Origin of the sequence: Microbulbifer agarilyticus (assembly GCF_020171345.1) — a bacterium.
GTDB lineage: Bacteria > Pseudomonadota > Gammaproteobacteria > Pseudomonadales > Cellvibrionaceae > Microbulbifer > Microbulbifer agarilyticus_D.
Map to the genome: position 1 here is coordinate 758143 of NZ_JAIUZM010000002.1, position 23300 is coordinate 781442.

Below are 23300 nucleotides of genomic sequence, written 5' to 3' on the forward strand. Positions count from 1 at the left end.
CGAGCAATTAGCGGGCGCGGTAGGTGATGCGGCCTTTGCTCAGGTCATAAGGAGTCAGCTCTACCTTGACCTTGTCGCCAGTCAGAATGCGGATGTAGTTTTTGCGCATTTTTCCGGAGATGTGCGCGATCACGACATGTCCGTTTTCCAGTTTCACGCGGAAGGTGGTGTTAGGCAGGGTGTCGATCACCTCGCCTTCCATTTCAATGTAATCGTCTTTTGCCATGCGGCAGCAACCCTTGATTGATTTGTACTAGCTATTCCGCCAGGTAATGTAAATTCCAGACTCCGACAGGCACTTTCGTGTAACCGTCATGGATACTGTAGCTGGAGCCGGCGGTACGACGGGCGTGCATTTTGCACGAAAAGTGTCTGCAGGCCAAGTAAAACCGGGAATTGATGCCAACCCGGCGGCAGCAGGGCGGGAGGTGGCTGGAACAGCCCTTAATCAGACTTGAGTGTCCAGCGACCGTCGGTCAAATACTCCAGTGGCTGAAACTGATTTTTGTAGGCCATTTTGGCGCACTGGCGTATCCAGTAGCCCAGATACAGGCTCGGCAACCCCAAACGGCGGGTCCATTCAATCTGGTACAGGATTGCATAGGTTCCCAGGCTGCGCTTGATTTCATCGGGGTCGTAGAAGGTGTAGATGGCAGACACCCCACCACTCAACACATCGGTCACCGCGGTTGCCAGCAGCCGGTCACGAGCGCGGAACTCGAGGTAACGGGTGCTTCCCCACGCATTATTCAGAAAGCTGCGAAACTGCTCGCGGCTTGGTGGAAACATCTCGCCGTCACGATGGCGCGCTTCGATATAGCGCGCGTACACCTCATACTGCTCGTCCGTATCAATATCCCGACGGTGAAATACGTCAAGATCCTTGTTTCTGCGCCAGCAACGGCGCTGATTTCGATTGGGAACAAACAGCTCAACCGGAACGCGCGCTGGTACACAGGCGTGGCACGTCGCGCACTGGGGCCTATACAGGTAATTGCCACTGCGGCGGAAGCCAAGCTCAGACAGTCGGCTGTACAGCCGGGAATCAATCGGTGTTTGCGGGTCCACAAACACGGTTGTGGCCTCACGATCTTCCAGGTAGCCACAGGGGTGAGGTAGCGTCGCAAGGAGGCGTACGGAATCGAGCTGCGAGAACTGGCTCACCGGCAAATTACCCGACGGATAAGACTACTAAGGAAACCGTTGATCACGTCGCTGCCGCCTCCCTGTGGGATAAAGATTTAAGAGCTTGAACTGGAAAGTCAGAGCTCGCCGTTAAGCACAGACGAACAAAATTCTTCTAAACGGCAGGGTAATTTGCGGTCGCACAAAACTCAAACTTAATGACTGATGCACGACTTAGGGGCTCTCATTAAAAAGGTCGGCAGCCGGTGCTGCTGGCCAGGGAGCGGGGAAGGGCGGCTGCGAAACACCACTAGCCAAACGCTTCTCGAAGACCTCGCGAGTGACCTCCAGGGCACCGAGGCTATTCAAGTGTGGGTTGGCGACCTGGCAGTCAATAAGTTCACAGCCCCAGCGGGCAAGCTGGCGGACCAGATGGGCAAAAGCCACCTTGGACGCGTCGGTTGCGCGATGGAACATGGACTCACCGAAAAACACACGGCCAATGCTCAGTCCATAGAGACCGCCGACCAACTCATCGCCCAGCCACACTTCGACCGAGTGTGCATGGCCCTGCTCGTGCATCTCCACATAGGCATCGTGCATATCTTCGGTAATCCAGGTGCCCTTATCATCCGCTCTGGGCGCGGCGCACCCACGCATCACTTCCTCGAACGCCCGGTCGAAGGTCACTGTGAAGCGTTGCTTGCGGATTAACTTACGCAGGCTGCGGCTGAACGATAGCGACTGCGGGCTCACCACACAGCGCGGGGAGGGCGACCACCAGAGAATGGGCTGATCATCCGAGAACCAGGGAAAGATACCCTTGCGGTAGGCAGCCAGCAGCCAGTCCGGCGTCAAATCCCCACCAACCGCTAACAAACCATTGGGGTCGCTCAGCGCGTGTGACGTGTCCGGAAACTCCACCCGGTCCGGGTCAAGTAGCGTGAGGATGTCATCCATAAGGAGGGGTGCTGCTATGTCTATTGATGGTGTGCCTGATTGCAACGGACAAAAAAGGCGGCCTAAGCCGCCTTTTACCCCCAGCCTGCCTATCAGCCAGTGGATTTATTGTGCGTCGAGATAGCGCTCGGCATCCAGTGCGGCCATACAGCCAGTACCAGCAGAGGTAACGGCCTGGCGGTAAATGTGGTCTGACACATCGCCCGCAGCGAACACACCGGCAACAGAAGCCTGGGTCGCATTGCCCTGCAGGCCGCTCTCAACAACGATATAACCGCCGTTCATTTCCAGCTGACCTTCGAAGATGCCGGTATTGGGCTTGTGGCCAATAGCGATAAACACGCCAGACGCATCCAACTCCTTGGTGGAGCCGTCCTGGACATTCTTCAGGCGAACACCAGTGACACCGTTATCGTCACCCAGCACCTCGTCCAGAGTGTGGTGCCAGCACAGATTGATATTGCCATTCTCAGCCTTATCGAGCAGGCGATCCTGCAGAATCTTTTCTGCGCGCAGCTCGTCACGGCGGTGCACCAGAGTGACTTCCGCGGCGATGTTGGACAAATACAGCGCTTCTTCAACCGCGGTGTTACCACCACCCACCACGATCACTTTTTGATCGCGATAGAAGAAGCCATCACAAGTGGCACAGGCACTTACGCCACGGCCCTGGAAGGCTTCTTCAGAAGGCAGACCCAGGTATTGTGCGGACGCGCCAGTAGCAATAATCAACGCGTCACAGGTATAGGTCTCATTGCCCTTTAGGGTAAAGGGGCGCTGCTTCAGATCCACTTCTTCGATGTGGTCGAAGATGATATTGGTATCGAAACGTTCAGCATGCTGCTGCATCTGCACCATCAAGTCTGGGCCTTGCAGGTCATGCACACCACCCGGCCAGTTCTCAACTTCGGTGGTGGTGGTCAGCTGACCACCCTGTTGCATACCGGTGATCACCACCGGATTCAGGTTTGCACGGGCAGCGTAGATGGCCGCGGTATATCCCGCCGGGCCAGAACCGAGAATGATCAGGCGATGATGATTGCTCATATCAGAACTCACAGTACTTCAGCTTTTAGAAATTTGATTTATTGGATCCGTCACCCGGTGCAGATTTTCCCGTCACATACGGGCGCCATAAACCAGTGAACTGGCTTGCAGCAAGACAGCGGTGGCGGTTGGGGAGGCGACCGCATGGTGCAGCTCCCCAAAATTCGCGGGCAATGATAGGGGATGAGACCACCGCTACCAAATAGTTTGGCCTTATTTATCTCATTGGCGCACTTTATAGGATGGCCATATCGACACACCAATTCTGACACGAGAGCGGAGAATCTGCATAGGGAACTTCCGGTGTTCGAGAAGAGCCGAAGCCTTACCATCACCAGCAACACTCACAGCGCCGACTCTGGCGCGAAAATCTTTTTTAACATGAGATCTGCGTGAGGTTTGTCGCGTAACTCATTGAATATATAGGTAAAATAGTCTCTTAATGTGATCTGTGAAGTCCGGCGACGGTAGCATTTGGCGGACGGCTGTAGTACACAGACCCCAATACCGAATAAAGCGCACACATTTCGTGGGTCTTTTAATAAGAACATGATGACCGAGGTGGCCATTGAAGGCTGAGAGTGAAACCGATTCCGGGGCAGCCATCCCTGAATCCCTTATCGCCCGTATCGTCCGTGAGGGCGCCCTGATCGGACTCCTTGCCGGCGCATTGCTCGTCGGCATCAGCCTGCTCAGTTACAGCGCTCAGGACCCCGGTTGGTCCCATACCGGCAGTGGCGGTGATATCCAAAACGCCATTGGTCCGACCGGTGCCTGGCTAGCGGATGTCTGCCTGTCCCTGCTGGGCTGGATGGCCTATCTGTTTCCCATACTGATCAGTTGGCGTGCCTATCGAATCCTGCGCGATAAGAACGCCCGTTTCCACGGCCCACTTTTTGCGCTGCGTGTCGCAGGCCTGATCGTGCTGCTGCTAGCCGGTGCTGCCATATCGACCCTGTGCTTTAACGAAGCCGAACAACCCATGCCGTTCTCCAATGGCGGCATCATCGGCGCAGCGGTCTCTTCATTTATGGAAACCGGCCTAGGCTACGTTGGGGCAACTATCTTGCTGCTTGCCCTGTTTGCCATCGGCGTGACGGTATTCACCGGGATGTCCTGGCTGCAATTGCTCGAAGACATTGGCCGCAGTGTACTGTTCGCCATCAACTGGATAGGTACGCGACTGGCGCGCGCGCGCAAGGCGCGAGAAGAGCAGCGCGTAGCGCGTGAAGCCATCGTGGTACGCAAAGCGGCCGTCGAGGAAGAAAAGCAACGGACTGCCAAGCGCCAGGCGCCCAAGATTGCAGCGGTCGCACCGCCCCCCAAACAGAGCCCCCGCGCCGCCAAGGAGAAGCAGGGTGAGCTGTTTAAGGGTCCCGTTACCGGTTCCTTGCCAGCGCTCTCGCTACTGGATCCTGCGGAAACCAACAAGAAGGCCGGCTTCAGCCGTGAAGCCCTCGAAGCCCTTTCGCGGTTGCTTGAGCTGAAGCTGAAGGATTTTGGTGTGGTCGCAGAGGTGGTATCGGTCCTGCCGGGGCCGGTGGTCACCCGCTTTGAGATTCAGCCTGCGCCGGGTGTAAAGGTGAGCCGTATCACCAACCTGGCCAAGGACCTCGCGCGTTCGCTGGCGGTAATCAGCGTGCGCGTGGTGGAAGTGATCCCGGGCAAGTCCGTGGTGGGCATCGAGATCCCCAATGAAAATCGCCAGATGGTGCGACTCACCGAGGTGCTCGGAGCGGAGGTATATGACAAGTCCAGCTCTGCACTGACCCTCGCGCTGGGGCACGATATCGCCGGCCAGCCGGTGGTTGCAGACCTTGCCAAGATGCCGCACCTGTTGGTTGCCGGTACTACCGGATCCGGTAAATCCGTCGGCATCAATGTGATGTTGCTGAGCCTTCTCTATAAATCCACACCCGATGAGGTTCGCCTCATTCTGGTGGACCCGAAGATGCTGGAACTCTCGGTATACGAAGGGATTCCGCACCTGTTGACCCCGGTAATCACCGACATGAATGACGCCGCCAACGGCTTGCGCTGGTGTGTCGGTGAAATGGAGCGCCGCTACAAGCTGATGGCAGCCATGGGCGTGCGCAACCTGGCGGGCTTCAACCGCAAGGTGAAAGAGGCCATCGCCAGTGGTGAGCCGCTGGTAGACCCGATCTGGCAGCCCGATCCTATGTCCAGTGTGCCCGAAGCCGAACAGACCGCGCCGCACCTGAAGCCACTGCCAGCCATCGTCGTGGTGATCGACGAATTTGCCGACATGATGATGATTGTCGGCAAGAAGGTGGAACAGCTGATCGCACGGATTGCGCAGAAAGCCCGTGCCGCCGGTATTCACCTGTTGCTTGCTACCCAGCGACCGTCCGTAGATGTCATTACCGGCCTGATCAAAGCCAACGTACCCACCCGCATGGCCTTCCAGGTGTCATCCAAAGTCGACTCACGCACCATTTTGGATCAGGGGGGTGCTGAACAGCTACTCGGACACGGTGACATGCTATATCTGCCGCCGGGTACGGCGGTGCCCATAAGGGTGCACGGGGCCTTTGTTGATGACCATGAGGTGCACCAAGTTGTAGCAGACTGGTGTCGCCGCGGTGAGCCCGAATACATCGACGGCATCGTCGATGATTCCAACAACAGCATCCCTGTACCGGGCATGGCAACGGAAGGTGGTGAGGATGACCCCGAGACTGATGCGCTCTATGACGAAGCGGTCGCTTTCGTGACCAAGTCCCGGAAGGCCTCCATTTCTTCGGTACAGCGACAACTGCGCATCGGCTACAATCGCGCCGCACGCATGATCGAGGCCATGGAAGCCGCCGGCGTCGTATCGGCACAGCAGGCCAACGGCAACCGCGAAGTCCTGGCACCGCCACCCGCATAACGGGGTTTATGCTCCCGGTTCAGGGCTGGTTCACATGCCAGAGACTAGGCTTTAGGGACAGATTCGCAAATTGGAACGCATCGATTTTGGGAGCCCATCTATGAAACGTACACTGAGCACCTTCCTGATTGCACTGGGCTTTGCTTTTGGTAGCAACGCATCAATCGCTGATGCGAGTGATGAGTTGAGCCGCTTGCTGCAGCCTCTGGGCGCCATCTCTGGCAATTTTCGTCAGACTTTGAAGGACCAGAAGGGCAAAACACTGCAAAAAAGCAGTGGCAACTTCTCGGTGCAGCGCCCGGGGCGCCTGCGCTGGCAAACCGGCGAGCCATTCCCACAGCTGCTGGTAACCAACAACAAAAAGCTGTGGCTGTATGACCCGGATCTGGAGCAGGTAACGATTCGCCCAGTGGACAAGCGCATGAAGGAAACACCTGCACTGTTGCTCGGCGGCAAGGTCGAAGAGATTCGCGGTTCGTTTAACGTGCAAAACAAGAAGGGCGCTTACTACCTGACGCCAAAGCGTGCTGGCGCACCCTTTAAATCCATGGTGATTCGTTTTGACAAGAAGGGCTTGCCCTCCGCAATGACCGTGCGCGATGGCATGGGCCAGACCACCGATATCAAATTCAATGGTTTGAAAGCCAATCCTTCACTGTCCTCAAGTATCTTTAACTTCAAGCCGCCAAAGGGCACCGACGTTATCCGCGATGAATGACTTATTCCGGTCGCCGCGCCGGCATCAGCCTCTGGCCGCACGCATGCGGCCTACCACTCTGGCCCACTATGTGGGCCAGACGCATTTATTGGGGCAGGGGAAACCCTTGCGCGAAGCTGTAGAGCGCGGCCAGTTGCACTCCATGGTCCTGTGGGGTCCACCTGGCGTGGGCAAAACGACCTTTGCGCGTCTGCTTGCCCAGGAATGCGACGCGCGCTTCGCGACGCTATCCGCCGTGTTGGCCGGGGTTAAGGAAATTCGCCAGGCGGTAGCCGAGGCCGAGCAGCATGCAGCCCAAAGTGGCCGGGGCACCATTCTGTTTGTGGATGAGGTGCACCGGTTTAACAAGTCGCAACAGGACGCATTCCTGCCATACGTGGAAGAGGGCACCGTCACATTTGTTGGTGCCACCACGGAAAACCCCGCGTTTGAACTCAACAACGCACTGCTTTCTCGGTGCCGGGTATACCTGCTGCGCAGCCTCAGGCAGGACGAGCTTGCTGGTCTCCTCCGGCGCGCACTGGAATCAGACGAGGAGCTGCAAAAGCGCAATATCGCGATTACTGATGAGGTGCTCGACAAGATCACCCGGAGTGCCGATGGCGATGCGCGCAGCGCATTAAACCTACTGGAGATTGCCTGCGATCTCTCGCGGGAAGAGGGTGGCAAACAGGTAATCGACGAAGATGTGCTTGCCGAGGTGCTTACCGCGGACGTGCGGCGCTTTGATAAGGGCGGGGACTTCTTCTATGACCAGATCTCCGCACTGCACAAATCGGTCCGCGGCTCCGACCCGGATGCGGCACTGTACTGGTTCGCGCGCATGATCGATGGTGGCTGTGACCCCTTGTACGTTGCGCGGCGCGCGGTACGCATGGCCAGTGAAGATATCGGCAATGCAGACCCGCGCGCGCTGGAAATTGCGCTCAACGCATGGGATGTACAAGAGCGGCTGGGAAGCCCGGAAGGGGAGCTGGCAATCGCCCAGGCCATCGTTTACCTGGCCATCGCCGCCAAGAGCAATGCAGTCTACAGTGCCTACAAACGTGTGCTGGCGGATATTCGCCGCGAACCCAGTCACGAGGTCCCGGTCCACCTGCGCAATGCGCCCACCAAGCTTGCCAAGGAAATGGCCCACGGTGCGGAGTACCGCTATGCCCACGACGAGCCTGACGGGTTCGCCGCAGGGGAAAGCTACTTCCCCGAAGCTATTGCCGGGCGCCGCTATTACGAGCCGGTTCCGCGTGGGATGGAGCTCAAGATCGAGGAAAAGCTGCAAAAACTGCGCGAGCTGAATCAAAAAAGCCCCCGTCAGCGATACCCACAATCGGAAAAGCGTTAAAATCCGCCACCAACTGCCATCAGGCGTACCAAACTGGCACACCAATTCGACGTGTACCAGGACAGCTCAGTAACAAGGACTTACAGTCATGCAGTGGATAGCAATTGCTCTGGGAGGAGCGGTGGGCGCCATATTGCGCCACCTTGTTGGCGTTTGGGCCTTCCCGGTCTTCGAGCACCGCTTCCCGCTGGGCACGCTGATTGTGAATGTGGTGGGCTCCCTGCTGATCGGCATTGCCTACGTTTTGATCATTGAGCGCGGCGCACTGGGACACGAGTGGCGGCTGCTTATCATGACGGGGCTCTTTGGCGCCCTCACAACCTTTTCGACCTTCTCGCTGGAAACTGTGCTGTTGTGGCACAATGGCCAGCCTTTAACGGCGCTGGCCTATGTAGTGGCCAGCCTTCTGGTGTGCCTCGCTGCAACCGCAGCGGCGATCACGCTGGGAATGAAATATCTGTAACGCGGTAATCAAATTATCATGCTCGACCCAAAACTGATTCGTACCCAACTCGACGACGTGGCTGCGGCGCTGGCGAAGCGCGGCGTACAACTGGATACAGCCAAGCTCGAACAACTGGAAGAACAACGCAAAGAATTGCAGGTGCGCACTGAGTCCCTGCAGAACGAGCGCAACAGCAAATCCAAGAACATTGGCCGCGCCAAAGCGGCTGGTGAAGATATCGCGCCGCTGCTGAAGGAAGTGGAGTCCCTGGGTGGACAGTTGAACGAAGCCAAGCATGCATTGAGCGAGCTGCAAAAAGAGCTCGACGACATCTTGCTTGCAATCCCCAACCTGCCGGACGCGTCCGTACCAGAAGGCAAAGACGAAGATGACAACGTCGAAGTGGCCAAGTGGGGCGAGCCGCGTGCATTTGATTTTGAAGTACGCGATCACGTAGACCTCGGCAGCAATCTCGGCGGCCTGGACTTTGAGGTAGCCAGCAAGATCACCGGCTCACGCTTTGCCGTGATGAGCGGCGAAGTAGCAAAGCTGCATCGCGCTTTGGCACAGTTCATGCTTGATCTACACGTAGAAGAGCACGGCTATACAGAAGCCAATGTGCCGGTGATAGTAAATAGCGATTCCCTGTACGGAACTTCCCAGCTGCCCAAGTTTGCGGAAGACCTGTTCAAACTGGAGGACGAGCGTAGTTTCTACCTCATCCCAACCGCAGAAGTACCGCTGACCAACCTGTACCGCGATGAGATCGTCGATGCCGATCAATTGCCGCACAAGTACGTGAGCCACACCAACTGCTTTCGCTCCGAAGCCGGCTCCCACGGGCGTGATACCCGCGGCATGATCAGGCAGCACCAGTTCGAAAAAGTAGAGCTGGTTTGTTTCGCTCGCCCAGATCAGTCCATGGACACGCTCGAACAGCTCACCAGTCATGCAGAAGCAGTTCTGCAGAAACTGAATCTGCCATACCGCAAAGTAGTGCTGTGTGGTGGCGATATGGGCTTTGGTGCAACCAAAACCTATGATCTGGAAGTTTGGATTCCATCTCAGGACAAGTACCGGGAAATTTCTTCCTGCTCCCTGATGGGCGACTTCCAGGCCCGGCGTATGAAGGCACGCTGGCGCAACCCTGAAACGGGCAAGCCAGAATTGCTGCACACCCTGAACGGATCCGGGTTGGCAGTAGGCCGCACGCTGATCGCGGTACTGGAAAACTACCAACAGGCCGATGGTAGTATCGAGGTGCCGGAAGTACTGCGCCCATACATGCGGGGCGCAACCAAGATCGGCTAAGCAGTATGGATTAAGACCTTGCGTTACCTGCCTCTCGCTTTTGATTTGAAAAACCGCCCCTGTCTCATTGTTGGGGGCGGAGCCATCGCCACGCGCAAAGCGCGGCTACTCAGTAAAGCGGAGGCACGCCTGCTCGTTGTGGCTCCCGATATCACCGACGAGCTGCGCCAACTGGTGTTGGCCAGCAGTGGTGAGTACATTGTTGGGACTTACCGCCAGGAGCTGCTCGACCACGCTGAAATGGTGGTCGCGGCCACCGCCGATGAAGATGTGAACGCGCAGGTATCGATCGATGCCCGCGCGCGTCGCCTGCCGGTTAACGTGGTGGACTCACCCGAGCACTGCACCTTTACCTTTCCCTCTATTGTCGAGCGCGGCCCACTCGCGATCGGTATCTCAAGTGGTGGGTCCGCACCCGTTCTTACGCGCATGCTGCGCGCGCAAATTGAAACGCTACTGTCGCCAGGCCTTGGACTGATCGCTGAGCTCGCCGGGCGCATGCGCGACAAAGTGAAAGCGGCGCTGCCTGAACCACAACGCAAAGACTTCTGGCACTGGGTATTTAACGGGCCAGTGGTCGGGCAGATCGAGCGCGGCCATAAGGCCGAAGCGGAGCAGGCGATCCTCGAAGAACTGCAGCAGTGGAAAGCGAAACCCGCGCCTAGCGGCGAGGTATATCTGGTTGGCGGTGGCCCCGGCGATCCAGACCTACTCACCTTCCGGGCCTTGCGTTTGATGCAGCAGGCGGATGTCGTGCTTTACGATCGACTGGTCTCTACCGAAGTGCTGGAATTGGTGCGCCGGGATGCCGAGCGCATCTACGTGGGCAAAATGAAGCAGTTCCATTCTGTGCCTCAAGACGACATAAACCAGCTTCTTGTCGATCTCGCAAAAGAGGGCAAAAAGGTCCTGCGCCTCAAGGGCGGGGATCCCTTCGTGTTCGGGCGCGGCGGCGAAGAAATCGACAAGCTCGCAGAAGCCCAGGTACCGTTCCAGGTTGTGCCGGGTATCACCGCGGCCATTGGCTGTTCTGCCTATTCCGGAATTCCGCTGACGCACCGGGATCACGCGCAGTCTGTACGATTTATTACTGGTCATTTGAAGCAGGGCGATCTGGTACTCCCTTGGGATGAACTGATCGCCAAGAACCAGACCCTGGTCTTCTATATGGGCCTGACCGGGCTGCCAACCATTTCCGAGAAACTCATCAACCACGGTATGGATGCCGATACACCGGCAGCACTGGTAGAAAAAGGCACCACCAGAGAGCAACGCGTGATCGTCGGCACCATTGGCACACTGCCGCAACTTGCCGTGGAACACGAGGTCGGCGCACCGGCGCTTACCATCATCGGTGGCGTTGTCACTTTGCGGGAAAGCCTCGGCTGGTACCAGTAACAGGCCAGCACCCGGAAGAGCCGGGTACGAATAAGCAGGCCAGGCATCCACTCCACCACCCACTAACAAACGCCTATCTATACTTAGAGAGATGTTTGCCAATGGTGGTTCTATGTTGTGGATGCTGCTGCGTTTTTACTGCACTCTTCTGGTGCGGAGCTTTTTTCCTCGGGAGAGTGAGATTGCCTTGCCTGACGAAAGCGACAGTCATTTGCGGCGCTATTCCCGCTCCTATCAGATTAAGCGCAACTGGGTGAAGAACATCTGGATTGCCGCATCGTTACTGATGATCTGCTTTCCACTGCTGCCGTTTGTCCTTGGACTGGTCCTCTTCACATCTTTCCTCTCGTTCGCAATTCTCGACGAGACCGCATAGCGAAGCCGAATAGCAGGCAATAAAAAACCCCGGGGTGCATAACACCTCGGGGCCTTTGCGGATGCCGTTATTCGAATGTCACCACCAACCAGCGCCTACTTCACCGGCGGAACGACCGCGTCGCATCAGCAGGCCTTGGCACACCCATCACCGAGTAACAGCATCAAATAGAGAAGGCTACGCAGTGAGCAGGCTCATGCTGCGAACGAGACTCCAAAGATTTGACTGAATGATCCCAGAATATTTCGGGGTAACTTAGAGTTGTTATTTTGGGACATAAGACGCAATGTGGTAAAACCGTACCAACCACAGAGCGCTGCGCTTCACGGCCTATGCCGGGCGGATTCACAGTACTGGCTTCTCCGTCTCAGTCACAATATCGGCTCATTTAAAGAATAATGCGCCAATTTGGCGCACTAGATCACACTTCCTGCCCAAAAAACTGACCAGTCACGATAAAAAGGTCATCACAAGCTTTTAATAGGACCGAGGGCCACGTAAGATGGCCCAACATAACTATCAATAACAACCATTTTCCATCACGCTTTACCAATAACTAAAACGCGAGGACGCGATGATGTACAACGCCGACCAGTCCGGAAAAAACCGTTCCTTTACACTTTCGACGCTTTCAGCTGCGATTGCCGTTACCACGGCTCTGAGTAGCGCTGCCTACGCCGCCGAAATCGAAGAAGTAGTTGTAACCGCCCAGAAACGTGCAGAGAACCTGCAAGACGTGCCTATTGCTATCTCCGCATTCACCGGTGACAGCATGAAAGCCATGGGTGTCAAAAATCTGACCGACCTGGGTAAATTCACCCCGGGCGTAGAGATGAACAACGATACCCCGCTGCAGCCGACCTACAGCGTACGTGGTATCGAAACCGGTGACTTCACTGTAGGTTCCGACCCTGCAGTAGCCGTTTACGTAGACGGTGTTTACACCGGCCGTGGCGCTGGTGCTGAAATCCCGCTGGCAGACATCGAGCGTGTCGAAGTACTGAAGGGCCCGCAGGGCACTCTGTTCGGCCGTAACGCTACCGGTGGTGCCATCCACATTATTTCTACCAAGCCTCAGGCCGAAGATACTGCTGAACTGAACATGACAGCAGGTAACTACGGCCGTGTTTCCAGCGACCTGCTGTTCAACAAGCAGCTGAGCGACAACCTGTATGGCCGTTTCACCGCGTCCACCAACCGTCGTGACTCCTTCGCTGACAACCTGGCGAACGATTTCGAAGTGGGTAACATCGATACCCAGACTTACCGCGCATCCCTGCTGTGGGAACCGACTCCGGATACCGAGGTACTGTTCCGCGCAGACTACGGCATCATGGACCAGGGCAGCGCGCTGCGTAGCTCCATCGTACCGTCTCTGCAGGCGGCTGACGGCGGCACCGATGTATTCGGTGATTTCGCGCTGGACACCCCGACCATCGAAGATCGTGATTCCTGGGGCACCTCTCTGTCCATCGTGCACGATTTCGAGAACTTTACCTTCACCTCTATCACTGCGTATCGTGGCTTCGAAGCCCACCTGCAGCAGGATGAGGACGGTACTGCTGACCCAGATTACAAGTTTGGTTCTGCCAACTTCGATGATCAGACTCAGTTCTCGCAGGAGTTCCGTCTGAACGGCGCTTCCGACACCCTGAAGTGGACTCTGGGTGCTTCCTTCTCTCGTGAAGAGCTGGAGCACACCACCGACGCATACTTCACCGCCGGCTCCCTGGAATCCTTCGCCGTTTACGAAGGCGTTCAAGCTGCCTACGCGGGTGCAGGCTTCACCACCACCCAGCTGGAAGACATCGCATACCAGACTCGTCAGCAGATGATCGCTGGTGGCCTTGAAGGCGCGGCTGTATCTACCTTTGTATACGATCTGATGGTTCAGTCTGGTCAGGCTGACCAGTTGATTCAAAGCCTGGGTGTACCGCCTACTATCACTGCCAGCATGCTGAACCGCGAGCAGATGGCCGCTCAGCTGATGGCCGGTATCGCCCCTTGGGTAATGGCCGACACCCAGTGGGATGAATCCGTATTCAACACTGGTGACTACCGTTCGGCCGCCGTATACGGCGACGCGACCTGGAGCCTGACCGACAAGCTGGACCTGACTGTAGGTGTTCGCTACACCGCAGACGAGAAAGACTTCACCCTGACTAGCTCCTACCAGAACGAGTTGCCTCTGGCGCTGACTGGCGGCATGGTTGACGTGATGGCCCCAGATGGCAGCGTACTGACCCAGATCGGCGTTCCATCTATCCCTGAAGGCGTACTACCTTCCTCGCGCTTTGGTATCGCGTTTAACAACAGTGGTAACCCGGACCTCAACGAATCCCTGAGCGATTCCTGGAGCGACCTTTCCGGCCGACTCGTTCTTGATTACCGCTGGAACGATGATGTAATGACCTTCGTCTCTTTGGCCGATGGCTTCAAGGCGGGTGGTTTCAACAGCTTCACTGTTGCCGACGGCATCGACCCTTCCTTTGATCAGGAAGACGTTACCAACCTGGAAATCGGCCTGAAGAGCAGCCTGTTCGACAACGCGGTGCGCTTCAACGCTTCTGTATTCGCCTACGACTACAAGAACCTGCAGCAGTTGGATCTCGTTGGCGCACCGATCCCGAACTACTACCTGCGTAACGCCGATGCAGAAGGTCAGGGCGCTGAGTTCGAAGTTCAGTGGGCTGCAACCGACAACCTGTTCATCGCTGGTAACTACTCTTACCTGGATACCGAGTACACTCGCTACCAGATCATCGAGTCTATCGGTGAAACCGAAGAGGAAAACTCGCGTGTTGGCCAGCCTCGTGTAGGCACTCCTGAGAACAAGTTCAACATCATGGCTGAATACACTTGGGAACTGGCTGCAGGTGGCGACGTGTCCATCCGTGGTGACTACAACTGGACCGACGAGCGTGTTGGTTCCATCAGCGATCCGGCTCGTGTAATTCCGGATTACCAGCTGATGAACCTGCGTGCCGGCTGGAACAGCGCCTCTGATCAGTACTCTGCTGCTCTGTGGGTACAGAACGTCACTGACGAAGAGATCGCTGGCGGCTACGGCGGTACCGGTGCAGCCATCGGTGCAAGCCCGGCCTGGCGTTACATGCCGCGCATGTACGGTGCCGACTTCACTGTGCGCTTCTAATCGCACAAGTCAGTCGTGACACAAGGCGCCTAGCGCCTGCGAAAAAGGGTCGGCTTTGCCGGCCCTTTTTTTTGCTCTGCAATAAGTGGCGCCCGACTCTTCCTGAAACAGGCCTCTGCCATGGGATTCGACGTAAATACTTGTATGATCAAAGCACTCGATGCCGTTCTCGGGACAAGGAATGAACCTGATTTCAGAGTTGGACCCAGCAGTATACGAAGACACAGCCGGTAACCAATCGACGCTCTACTGGTGTTCGGACGAACCCCACCCCTTGAGCTTGAATGAGCGCAATGCGCTGCTGATCAAATATCAGGGCGTTCGTCAGCAGACTGAACGTATCGTGGAGCCACTGTCTGCCGAAGACCTCCAGATTCAGTCAATGCCAGATGCAAGCCCTGGTAAATGGCATTTGGCACACACCAGCTGGTTTTTTGAAACCTTCATTCTGCAGCCCCATTGCCCCGACTACGACTGTTTTCATCCCGACTTTCACCACCTGTTCAACTCCTATTACAACGCTCTCGGGACGCCGTTTGCGCGGCCGCAACGGGGACTTCTCTCCAGGCCATCGCTCGATCAGGTCTTTTCCTACCGCCAACATATCGACAGAGAAATAGAACGCTGGCTTACCGAGGAAGAAGTCGACAGCGACCTCGCGAATTTGCTCGTTCTCGGACTCAATCATGAGCAGCAGCACCAGGAACTGCTGCTTACCGACATCAAGCACGCCCTATCCATAAATCCTATGGCCCCCGCTTATAAGCAGGGGCATGGTGAACTACACCAGGAAATGCCGATAGAAGATCGCGACGGTCTTGCAGAACTCAGCTGGCTGAGGGTGCCGGAAGATACCTATACCCTTGGCAGCGATGGCAAAGTCTTTTCATTCGATAACGAAGGGCCCGCGCATCAACGCTATCAGCCGGCGTTTCGTATCGCTTCTCGTCTCGTCACAAATGCTGAGTATCTGGCGTTCATGAACGAGGGCGGCTACCAACAGTCGCGCCTGTGGCTTTCGGACGGTTGGGCGCATGTGAACCAGAGCGGCATGAGGGCACCACTGTATTGGCGGGAGGTCGAAGGTGCTTGGTATGAATTCACGCTGTCCGGATCACAGCCTATCAACCCGGATGCGCCCGTCTGCCATGTGAACTTCTACGAGGCCGATGCATTTGCCACATGGGCCGGTTTCCGCCTGCCCACCGAGTTCGAGTGGGAAATAGCCGCGTGGCTACACTGCCAAAAAAGTGCCACAGCCGCTGGCAACATGCTCGATTCCGGTCATTTTCATCCGCAGCCCGAACATGATGATCTAAACGCATCAGACAGTTCTACGGCGCAGGGTGCCCAACTGCTCGGCAATGTCTGGCAATGGACCAGTAGCGCGTATCAGCCTTATCCAGGGTTTAAGGCCAGTGCCGACGCGGTAGGGGAGTACAACGGTAAATTTATGTGCAATCAGATGGTATTGCGTGGCGGTTCCTGCGTAACACCACGTAGCCATATTCGTATCAGCTACCGCAACTTCTTTTATCCTCACCAAGCCTGGCAGTTTACCGGTATCCGCTTAGCGGGAGATGACCTATGAATATGGCAGCACAGCAAATCGCAGCAGTAGAAGCATTCGAGCAAGATGTGTTGAGTGGTCTGTCCGCAGCGCAGAAAACCTTACCCTGTAAGTATCTTTACGATGAAGCGGGGTCCCGCATCTTTGAACAAATCTGTGATCTTGATGACTACTATCTAACGCGCACCGAAGCACAGATCTTCACGGAGCAACTCGATGATATTGCGGCACAGCTTGGGGAGAATGTTGTTCTGATTGAGCCGGGTGCGGGTAACTGCGAGAAAGCGGAACCGCTTCTGCAACAAATGGATGCGCCCAGTGCCTATTTGCCGATGGATATCTCTCCTGAGATTTTACTCGCGGCGCGAGAGCGCATGCAGAATAAGCTCCCCGACTTGGACGTCGTGCCGGCCGTTGGCGACTTTACCAGCGCATTTATCTGGCAGCATTTACCAAATACGACCGGTCGTAAAGTGGTGTTCTTTCCAGGCTCCACGATTGGCAACTTCACACCGCAGTCTGCCTCGGAACTGCTCGATTTGTTTGCCGCTCGACTGCGCCCGGGGGACGGGCTGTTACTGGGAGCGGATCTGGTTAAAGACTCCATTGTGCTTGAGCGCGCCTACCACGACAGCGAGCACGTCACCGAAGCATTCAACAAAAACCTCCTTCATCGTATCAATCGTGAATTGGATGGATCTTTCAACGTCGACAATTTCGCCCACCGCGCGTTTTATCACAGCCGACGCCAACGGGTAGAAATGCATTTAGTCAGTCTCGAACAGCAAAGTGTGGAGATTTGCGGCCACACATTCCGATTTGATGAGGGTGAAACCATCCACACGGAAAACAGCCATAAATACACCCTCGCGGGGTTAGAGGCACAGCTAAACAGCGCCGGTTTTACACCGCGGCAGCACTGGACCGATAACAAACAACATTACGCCATTTTCTATGCCGAGATCGAATAAAGTGATTCCACTCAAGCTCCTGCCATTTGCACTCATTACGCTGCTACTCGCTGGTTGCAGCAATACAGCTAGTACACCAGAAGGCCAAGCCCCACGGGGTGATGCCAACAGCATTACGGTCTATAAGTCACCGTTCTGCCTGTGTTGTAACGACTGGATTACCCACCTGGAAAACAATGCGTTTTCCGTTGCCAGCGAAAATGGCCTGGATACGGCGAGCGTGAAGCAGCGATGGGGTGTACCCGCCACCATGCAAGGCTGCCATACCGGTGTCTGGAACAACCAGTACGTGTTTGAAGGGCATGTCCCTGCACGCCTGATCCGTCAATTCCTCGCCAATCCACCCAAAGGCAGCATTGGTCTTGCCGTACCGGGAATGCCCAAAGGCAGCCCAGGAATGTATCGCGGTAAAGATTTTGAGCCCTACGTGGTCTACGCAATACTGCCCGACGGTGAATATCGCTTTTACGAAAAAGTAACCGCGCCGGAGGCGAGTTAGCCAATTCTGCTACGCAGACTGGATTCCATACGCGCCAGCCGATACGCTTGCAGCCATTACGCAAAACCGTATCAGGGCTGCACGCATTTTGAATACCGCCTCCATTTCAGACCACCCAACGTCACAGCCATTTAAGCCCGCAACGGGGCTGGCAAATTGCCACCTGCAAACGATCTTTCCGGTCTTTAACCGCCCCAAGCCCTGGATTCGCACCCAGTTGCAATGGCTGGCAACGCCGGATGGCGACCGCATTGGCCTGCATACGCCCGCGCGCTTGAGAGATGACCCAACGCAACCGATCGTACTGGTGCTCCATGGGCTGGAAGGCTCTGTAGAATCGTCTTACATTCAGGGGCTGATGCCAGCACTGCTGTCTGCTGGCTTTCAGGTGGCGGTGATGCATTTCCGTGGTTGTGGTGGTATCCCAAACCTTTTACCGCGCGCCTACCACAGCGGTGATACCGAAGACCCTCGCTGGGTTGCCGGCAAACTGGCAGAGCACTACGCAAATACCCCTCTGATGGCCGTGGGCTATTCTCTGGGCGGGAATGTATTACTTAAGTGGTTGGGTGAAGACGGCGAGACCAGCCCACTTAAGGCCGCGGTCTCGGTGTCGGCGCCACTGGACCTGCATCTGTCGAGCAAGCGCATGGATACCGGTTTCTCACGGATTTACCAGAAGCACTTGCTGGACAGCCTCAAGAAAAGCCTGAAGCGTAAAGCGCAGGACCCAGCGATCGCACAAAGAATGCCGCAACTGGATGCCCCTCGTGCATTCAGTAATTTTCGGTATTTCGACGATCATTTCACCGCGCCCCTGCACGGATTTCGAGATGTAGACGACTACTATGATCGTGCGTCCAGCCGCCCCCATCTTATCAATATCGCGCGTCCGACCTATCTGATCCACGCGGTGGACGATCCGTTCGTTTCACCCAAAGCCATTCCTGCTGCCACAGACGTGAGCAGTTCTGTCACGTTGGGAATCAGCAAGCGGGGAGGGCACGTGGGTTTTATCAGTGGAAGCCTATGGCAGCCGCGTTACTGGCTTGAAGACGCCATTCCAGGATTCTTGCGTGCACAATTGGCTGCCTGATATTCAGTTTCGCTATGTGAACACGTTCGATTGCAACCATTTTGCGCACGGTCACACGGTCGGCGCAAAATTTCGTTGACGTAAAGCAGCAATTTCCCTCGGCGCCCGAATCTACTAGCTATTCTGTTAGGTGTATCGAATTTCGATTTGCACTTTCCCGGGCTGTACCGGACAGGAGTAGCTAATGAGAAACCGGACCAAGTGCGCTCGACGGTCAGGGCATCGACTTTTAACTCTTGCCCTGGGAGCTGCACTCATCACAGGCATTGGTGCCGCAGCTACACCTTCCGTATTCGCTGCAATTGGCCGGCACGCGTCGCAGGCAGAAAATGCCGCACAAAGCGATCAGGCATCGATTAAGGCTGCCTATGAAGCGCTCAATGCAATGGGGAAAACCCTCGCCAGCCAGCAGAAGCTCGCCTACGACCTCAAAATGGTCACTGATGTGATCACCGGGAAAGGCAAAAAGATGGCCGTCAACGGCACCGCATCGGTACGCTTCGAACGCCCGGACCACTTGTTCGTGGATTTGAAGACGGACACCATGGAGCGCCAGTTCTACCACGATGGCAATCAATTCACAGTCATCGCAAAAAAAGATGGCTACTACGGGCAACTGCCCGCATCGGCGAGTACCCGCGAGGTACTGATCAGCACGGCAAAAGATTACGGCATCGAGATACCTGTCGTGGACTTACTCGAGTGGGGGACGCCAGAAGCGCGCAACATTGACCTCAAGAAAGCGAAACGCGTGGGCGAAACCACGTTGGATGGCAAACCCGTGGAGCACTGGGCGTTACATAGCGGCGGTCTGGATTGGGAAATCTGGATCACGACCGGTGAAAAGCGCCTACCGATGAAGCTCATTACCACCAATAACCACCTACCGGAAAAGCCCCAGTTTACGGCCGAAGTGCGCTGGCGCGATGCGAGCTCGTTCAATGACACGATGTTTTCACCACACCTGTCCAGCGACCTGAAGCCCATCACGTTCAACAAGATGCAACCTGCACCGGAGGCCGGCCAATGACGCGCACATTGAAGCGATTCATACATGGGGGCATCGCCAGTGGAGCAATCCTCGCCGGCTTGTTGAGCATTGCCCCGGACGCTGGGGCCCGCCCAGGCTTTCACGCGGGCGGTATGCATTTTGGCGGTGGCTTTATGAATATCGCTCCGCATTTCCGCGGAGGATTTCGCCCGGAGCCCGGGCTCCGTGACGGTACGGCATACCACGGCCCCAGACCTGGCCTCAGGCGAGAGCTCCGACCAGAGGAGCGCCTGCGGCCAATTCCAGAACATGGTGGTGGCGGGCACCATGGTGGAGGAGGGCATCATCATCCACGCCATCCATACTGGCCCGGCTATTGGGCCGGCGCGGCGGCAGGTGCCGCAGCCACAGCAGCGGTGGGAGCCTGGACCTACACACTACCGGAGTCCTGTGCCGCAGTCAGCGTGAACGGCGTGACCTATGAGAACTGCAGCAATACCTGGTATCGACCAAAGTATGCCGGCTCGCAGATTGTCTATGAAGTGGTTGCACCGCCCCGCTGACCTCCTGTTGGTTGGGCTGAGGGATACCGCGCGCCGCTCGACCGGCCATTGACTTCACAGTCCCTTTCCCCTAACGTCGCACCCGCGATCTGAGGTGCCTTCTACTTGTCTCTTCGGCCACACGCCAGCAGGTTGGGAAGGTTAAACGGGAAGTCCGGAATTCCGGCGCTGCCCCCGCAACGGTGATCCGCTTCTACATTTTTCGTTAGGAGTGGTCAGCCCGATACCGGCCTCTAATCGAACTACGATGGAGCGGAGGGCTACCATCCTGCAAGACCCTTTCCCACGCCCAGGCGTGGTGTTTTGCTATTCCTCCCTCGATCCCATGTACTTTTGTCCTTAGGGGTTGAACTTGAATAAGATCTTACTTTCCTCGGCCATATTGGCCGCCAGCAGCGCACCCGCGCTCGCACAATCTTCTGACGAAAAAGAAGCCGCCTCGATTCCGAATCTGGAAACGGTGATCGTCGTCAGCTCGCGCCAGGCTACGCCATTGCGCCATGTAGCGACCTCGGTAACTACCCTTGATGAAGAGCAAATCAAGGCGCGCGGCTATTCCTCTTTGTCTGAAATTCTGCGCAGCGTACCTTCGGTTTCCGTTTCCAATACTGGCGGCATGGGTAAAACCACCTCGCTACAGGTTCGCGGAGAATCCGGCTTCCGCACCCTGGTACGCATTGACGGTATCGACATATCCGACCCTACAAGCACCCAAGGCGGCGCCCATGTAGAACATATTCTTAGCAGCAACCTGGCCAGAGTAGAGTTACTGCGTGGCCCACAAGGTATGCTGTACGGTGCAGATGCCGGTGGTGTCCTGGACATTTCAACGCGCAAAGACAATGGCGCAGTCGAATTTAATGCGGGCGCGGAAGCGGGAAGTTACGACTCTCATCGCTACAACCTGAGCAGCGGTGGCGCTATCGGGCGCGCAGACTTTTATGTATCAGCAGCAAAGGCCTATACCGATGGTTTCAACACCAGTACGGGTGACGTGATACTGAAAGATGACGACGGCTACAACAACGGTACCGTGCATTCACGTGTTGGATTCGATTTTTCTGAGCAGTGGCGTGTCGAAGCCGTGGTACGGGATACAGATGCAACCTCTGAGTACGATCGCTGTGGCTGGTCGCCGCAGGTCGATGACTGCTCGTCGGAATATAAGCAGAAAAACCAGCGCCTCAGCCTGGCTCACAACACCGAAAATACTCAGCACGAGCTCGCTTATACCCATTCTGATCTCAGCCGCACCTATTTCACTGAGGGCGCAGCGTCTTACGAGGTCGAAGGCGATCGCGAGCAACTGAATCTGAATGGTAGCGCAGACATTACCGGCAACCACGGCGTTGTTTACGGGCTAGAGCGTCGAGAAGAAACGTCCTTAGACCTGTCCCGTGATCAATGGGCGGCGTACTCCGAATATCAAGGCAGCCTTTCCGAACAGGCATTTGTGACCCTCGGCCTGCGCCACGACGATAATTCAGACTTTGGTAGTCACAATAGTTTCCGCGCAAGTGCAGCCTACGTTTTCGACGAGATCGGCGAGGGGTCGTTCAAACTAAAAGCGAGCTATGGTACGGGTTTCCGTGCGCCCAGCCTTTCGGAGATCAACTACAACCGCAATTACTATCCGAACCTCCCGGCACTCGCGCCCGAAGAAAGCCGCGGACTTGATGTGGGCGCTGAGTACTTCTATCAAGATGCACTGCATCTTGAGTTTGTTGTGTTCGATCAAATCGTGGAAGACGAAATCTGGTTTAACCTCGCAGACTATAGCTACCGCCAGGGTGGCCGCAGTGAATCCCGCGGCGTGGAGCTGATCGGAGCGGTGACGTTGAGTGAAGCCTTATCGCTCTCTGCAAACTACACCTACACCGACGCAGAAACGACAGACGATATCGCGCGACCACGCCGTCCTAAACACATGGCAAACCTCGGGGTGACCTATACGCCCATGGAGGCCCTGAGTCTCGCACTGAACACCCGCACGAGTATCGATGCGAACGATATTGATGGCTCGGAGATGGATGACTACCAAGTAGTCGATGCCAGTTTGCGTTACCAACTCAACAATGCCGCCACCTTCTATGTCCGTGCAGAAAATTTGCTGGACGAAGACTACGTGGAGGCCGCAGGCTTCAATACCGCAGAACGTGCTGCCTACGCCGGTGTTGAGCTGCGTTACTGATCACACCGCGACAACTTGATAGAGATGACCATGTCGGAACAACAGCAAGACAAAAATGCACGGCATAAGAAAGCCATGCAAAAGCAAAAAGCCAAGGTAGACGCGAACATTGCTGCCGCCAGTACCGAGCGGGGTGTGTCGATCCTGCTGACCGGCAATGGCAAAGGCAAGTCGAGCTCTGCTTTCGGCATGGTCATCCGCGCACTCGGCTACGGACACAAAGTCGGCGTAGTGCAGTTTATCAAAGGCGCTCAGCTCTCTGGCGAGGAGCTATACCTGAAAAATCACTGCCCGGAGGTTACCTTGTACCAGATGGGCACGGGCTTTACCTGGAATACCCAGGACCGCACCGGCGACATGGCGGAAGCGGAAAAAACTTGGGCGGTAGCAGCGGAACTATTGCAAGACCCGAGTTATGACTTGGTTGTCCTCGACGAACTGACCTATATGCTGGGATACAAATATCTGGATCAGGATCTGGTACTCAACGCCCTCACACACAGACCCACCGAACAAAGCGTGGTCGTTACCGGGCGCGGCGGTGGCAGCGCGCTGCAGGAAATTATGGATACGGTGTCCGAAGTAAAAGACATCAAGCACGCGTTCAAGGCTGGAATTAAGGCGCGACAGGGCGTCGACTACTAACACAG

General features: G+C 56.1%; 20 protein-coding genes and 1 riboswitch. Of the genes, 16 read left to right on the top strand and 4 right to left on the bottom strand.

Annotated features, from left to right (window positions below; genetic code table 11):
• Nucleotides 1-7: 7 nt before the first annotated feature.
• The 4 genes from infA to trxB all read right to left on the bottom strand — a co-directional run bounded on the left by infA (nucleotide 8) and on the right by trxB (nucleotide 3132).
• A complete protein-coding gene (gene infA, locus LCM31_RS10325) occupies nucleotides 8-226 on the bottom strand; it encodes a translation initiation factor IF-1 (RefSeq protein WP_010130378.1) in 219 nt (72 codons plus the stop codon).
• Between the two features lie 218 nt (nucleotides 227-444).
• Nucleotides 445-1164: an arginyltransferase gene (locus LCM31_RS10330; protein ID WP_224869778.1), complete on the bottom strand. Its 720-nt coding sequence runs from the start codon at nucleotides 1162-1164 to the stop codon at nucleotides 445-447.
• A gap of 195 nt (nucleotides 1165-1359) precedes the next feature.
• Entirely contained in the window at nucleotides 1360-2085 is a 726-nt protein-coding gene (gene aat / locus LCM31_RS10335) for a leucyl/phenylalanyl-tRNA--protein transferase (RefSeq protein ID WP_224869780.1), read from the bottom strand.
• Nucleotides 2086-2190: 105 nt separating this feature from the next.
• Nucleotides 2191-3132 (bottom strand): thioredoxin-disulfide reductase, encoded by a 942-nt coding sequence (trxB, locus tag LCM31_RS10340; RefSeq protein WP_222228234.1) that lies wholly within the window; start codon nucleotides 3130-3132, stop codon nucleotides 2191-2193.
• A gap of 568 nt (nucleotides 3133-3700) precedes the next feature.
• Between trxB and LCM31_RS10345 the strand changes: the two genes are divergently transcribed.
• The 16 genes from LCM31_RS10345 to cobO all read left to right on the top strand — a co-directional run bounded on the left by LCM31_RS10345 (nucleotide 3701) and on the right by cobO (nucleotide 23295).
• On the top strand, nucleotides 3701-6025 hold the full coding sequence (locus LCM31_RS10345) for a DNA translocase FtsK (protein WP_224869782.1): 2325 nt from the start codon (nucleotides 3701-3703) through the stop codon (nucleotides 6023-6025).
• 100 nt (nucleotides 6026-6125) lie between these two features.
• On the top strand, nucleotides 6126-6743 hold the full coding sequence (lolA, locus tag LCM31_RS10350; protein WP_222246573.1) for an outer membrane lipoprotein chaperone LolA: 618 nt from the start codon (nucleotides 6126-6128) through the stop codon (nucleotides 6741-6743).
• Nucleotides 6736-8085 carry a replication-associated recombination protein A gene (locus tag LCM31_RS10355; RefSeq protein ID WP_224869784.1) on the top strand — a complete coding sequence of 450 codons (1350 nt, stop codon included), beginning with the start codon at nucleotides 6736-6738 and terminating at the stop codon, nucleotides 8083-8085. The genes lolA and LCM31_RS10355 overlap by 8 nt, the downstream gene beginning before the upstream one ends.
• 88 nt (nucleotides 8086-8173) lie before the next feature.
• Entirely contained in the window at nucleotides 8174-8548 is a 375-nt protein-coding gene (crcB, locus tag LCM31_RS10360; RefSeq protein WP_224869786.1) for a fluoride efflux transporter CrcB, read from the top strand.
• 18 nt (nucleotides 8549-8566) lie between these two features.
• The gene (gene serS / locus LCM31_RS10365) at nucleotides 8567-9841 is read left to right on the top strand and encodes a serine--tRNA ligase (protein WP_224869788.1); all 1275 of its coding nucleotides are present in this window, start codon (nucleotides 8567-8569) and stop codon (nucleotides 9839-9841) included.
• Between the two features lie 18 nt (nucleotides 9842-9859).
• Entirely contained in the window at nucleotides 9860-11239 is a 1380-nt protein-coding gene (gene cysG, locus LCM31_RS10370) for a siroheme synthase CysG (RefSeq protein ID WP_224869790.1), read from the top strand.
• Between the two features lie 112 nt (nucleotides 11240-11351).
• Nucleotides 11352-11615: a hypothetical protein gene (locus LCM31_RS10375; RefSeq protein WP_077403487.1), complete on the top strand. Its 264-nt coding sequence runs from the start codon at nucleotides 11352-11354 to the stop codon at nucleotides 11613-11615.
• Between the two features lie 574 nt (nucleotides 11616-12189).
• Entirely contained in the window at nucleotides 12190-14769 is a 2580-nt protein-coding gene (locus LCM31_RS10380) for a TonB-dependent receptor (protein ID WP_224869792.1), read from the top strand.
• A gap of 181 nt (nucleotides 14770-14950) precedes the next feature.
• Entirely contained in the window at nucleotides 14951-16360 is a 1410-nt protein-coding gene (gene egtB, locus LCM31_RS10385; RefSeq protein WP_224869794.1) for an ergothioneine biosynthesis protein EgtB, read from the top strand.
• On the top strand, nucleotides 16357-17310 hold the full coding sequence (gene egtD, locus LCM31_RS10390) for an L-histidine N(alpha)-methyltransferase (RefSeq protein WP_224869796.1): 954 nt from the start codon (nucleotides 16357-16359) through the stop codon (nucleotides 17308-17310). The genes egtB and egtD overlap by 4 nt, the downstream gene beginning before the upstream one ends.
• Before the next feature lies 1 nt (nucleotide 17311).
• Nucleotides 17312-17809, top strand: coding sequence for a DUF411 domain-containing protein (locus LCM31_RS10395; RefSeq protein ID WP_224869798.1), 498 nt, complete (start codon nucleotides 17312-17314; stop codon nucleotides 17807-17809).
• An 88-nt stretch (nucleotides 17810-17897) separates the two neighbouring features.
• Entirely contained in the window at nucleotides 17898-18905 is a 1008-nt protein-coding gene (locus LCM31_RS10400; protein WP_224869800.1) for a hydrolase, read from the top strand.
• Between the two features lie 184 nt (nucleotides 18906-19089).
• Complete coding sequence (locus tag LCM31_RS10405; RefSeq protein WP_224869802.1) at nucleotides 19090-19935, top strand: DUF2092 domain-containing protein; 846 nt, start codon at nucleotides 19090-19092, stop codon at nucleotides 19933-19935.
• Nucleotides 19932-20459, top strand: a complete 528-nt coding sequence (locus LCM31_RS10410) for a hypothetical protein (RefSeq protein ID WP_224869803.1) — start codon at nucleotides 19932-19934, stop codon at nucleotides 20457-20459. Before LCM31_RS10405 ends, LCM31_RS10410 begins: the two co-directional genes overlap by 4 nt.
• Before the next feature lie 91 nt (nucleotides 20460-20550).
• A riboswitch (cobalamin riboswitch) is annotated at nucleotides 20551-20693 on the top strand.
• A 118-nt stretch (nucleotides 20694-20811) separates the two neighbouring features.
• Nucleotides 20812-22650: a TonB-dependent receptor plug domain-containing protein gene (locus tag LCM31_RS10415; protein ID WP_224869805.1), complete on the top strand. Its 1839-nt coding sequence runs from the start codon at nucleotides 20812-20814 to the stop codon at nucleotides 22648-22650.
• Nucleotides 22651-22680: 30 nt separating this feature from the next.
• Nucleotides 22681-23295 (top strand): cob(I)yrinic acid a,c-diamide adenosyltransferase, encoded by a 615-nt coding sequence (cobO, locus tag LCM31_RS10420; RefSeq protein ID WP_224869807.1) that lies wholly within the window; start codon nucleotides 22681-22683, stop codon nucleotides 23293-23295.
• Nucleotides 23296-23300 lie beyond the last annotated feature (5 nt).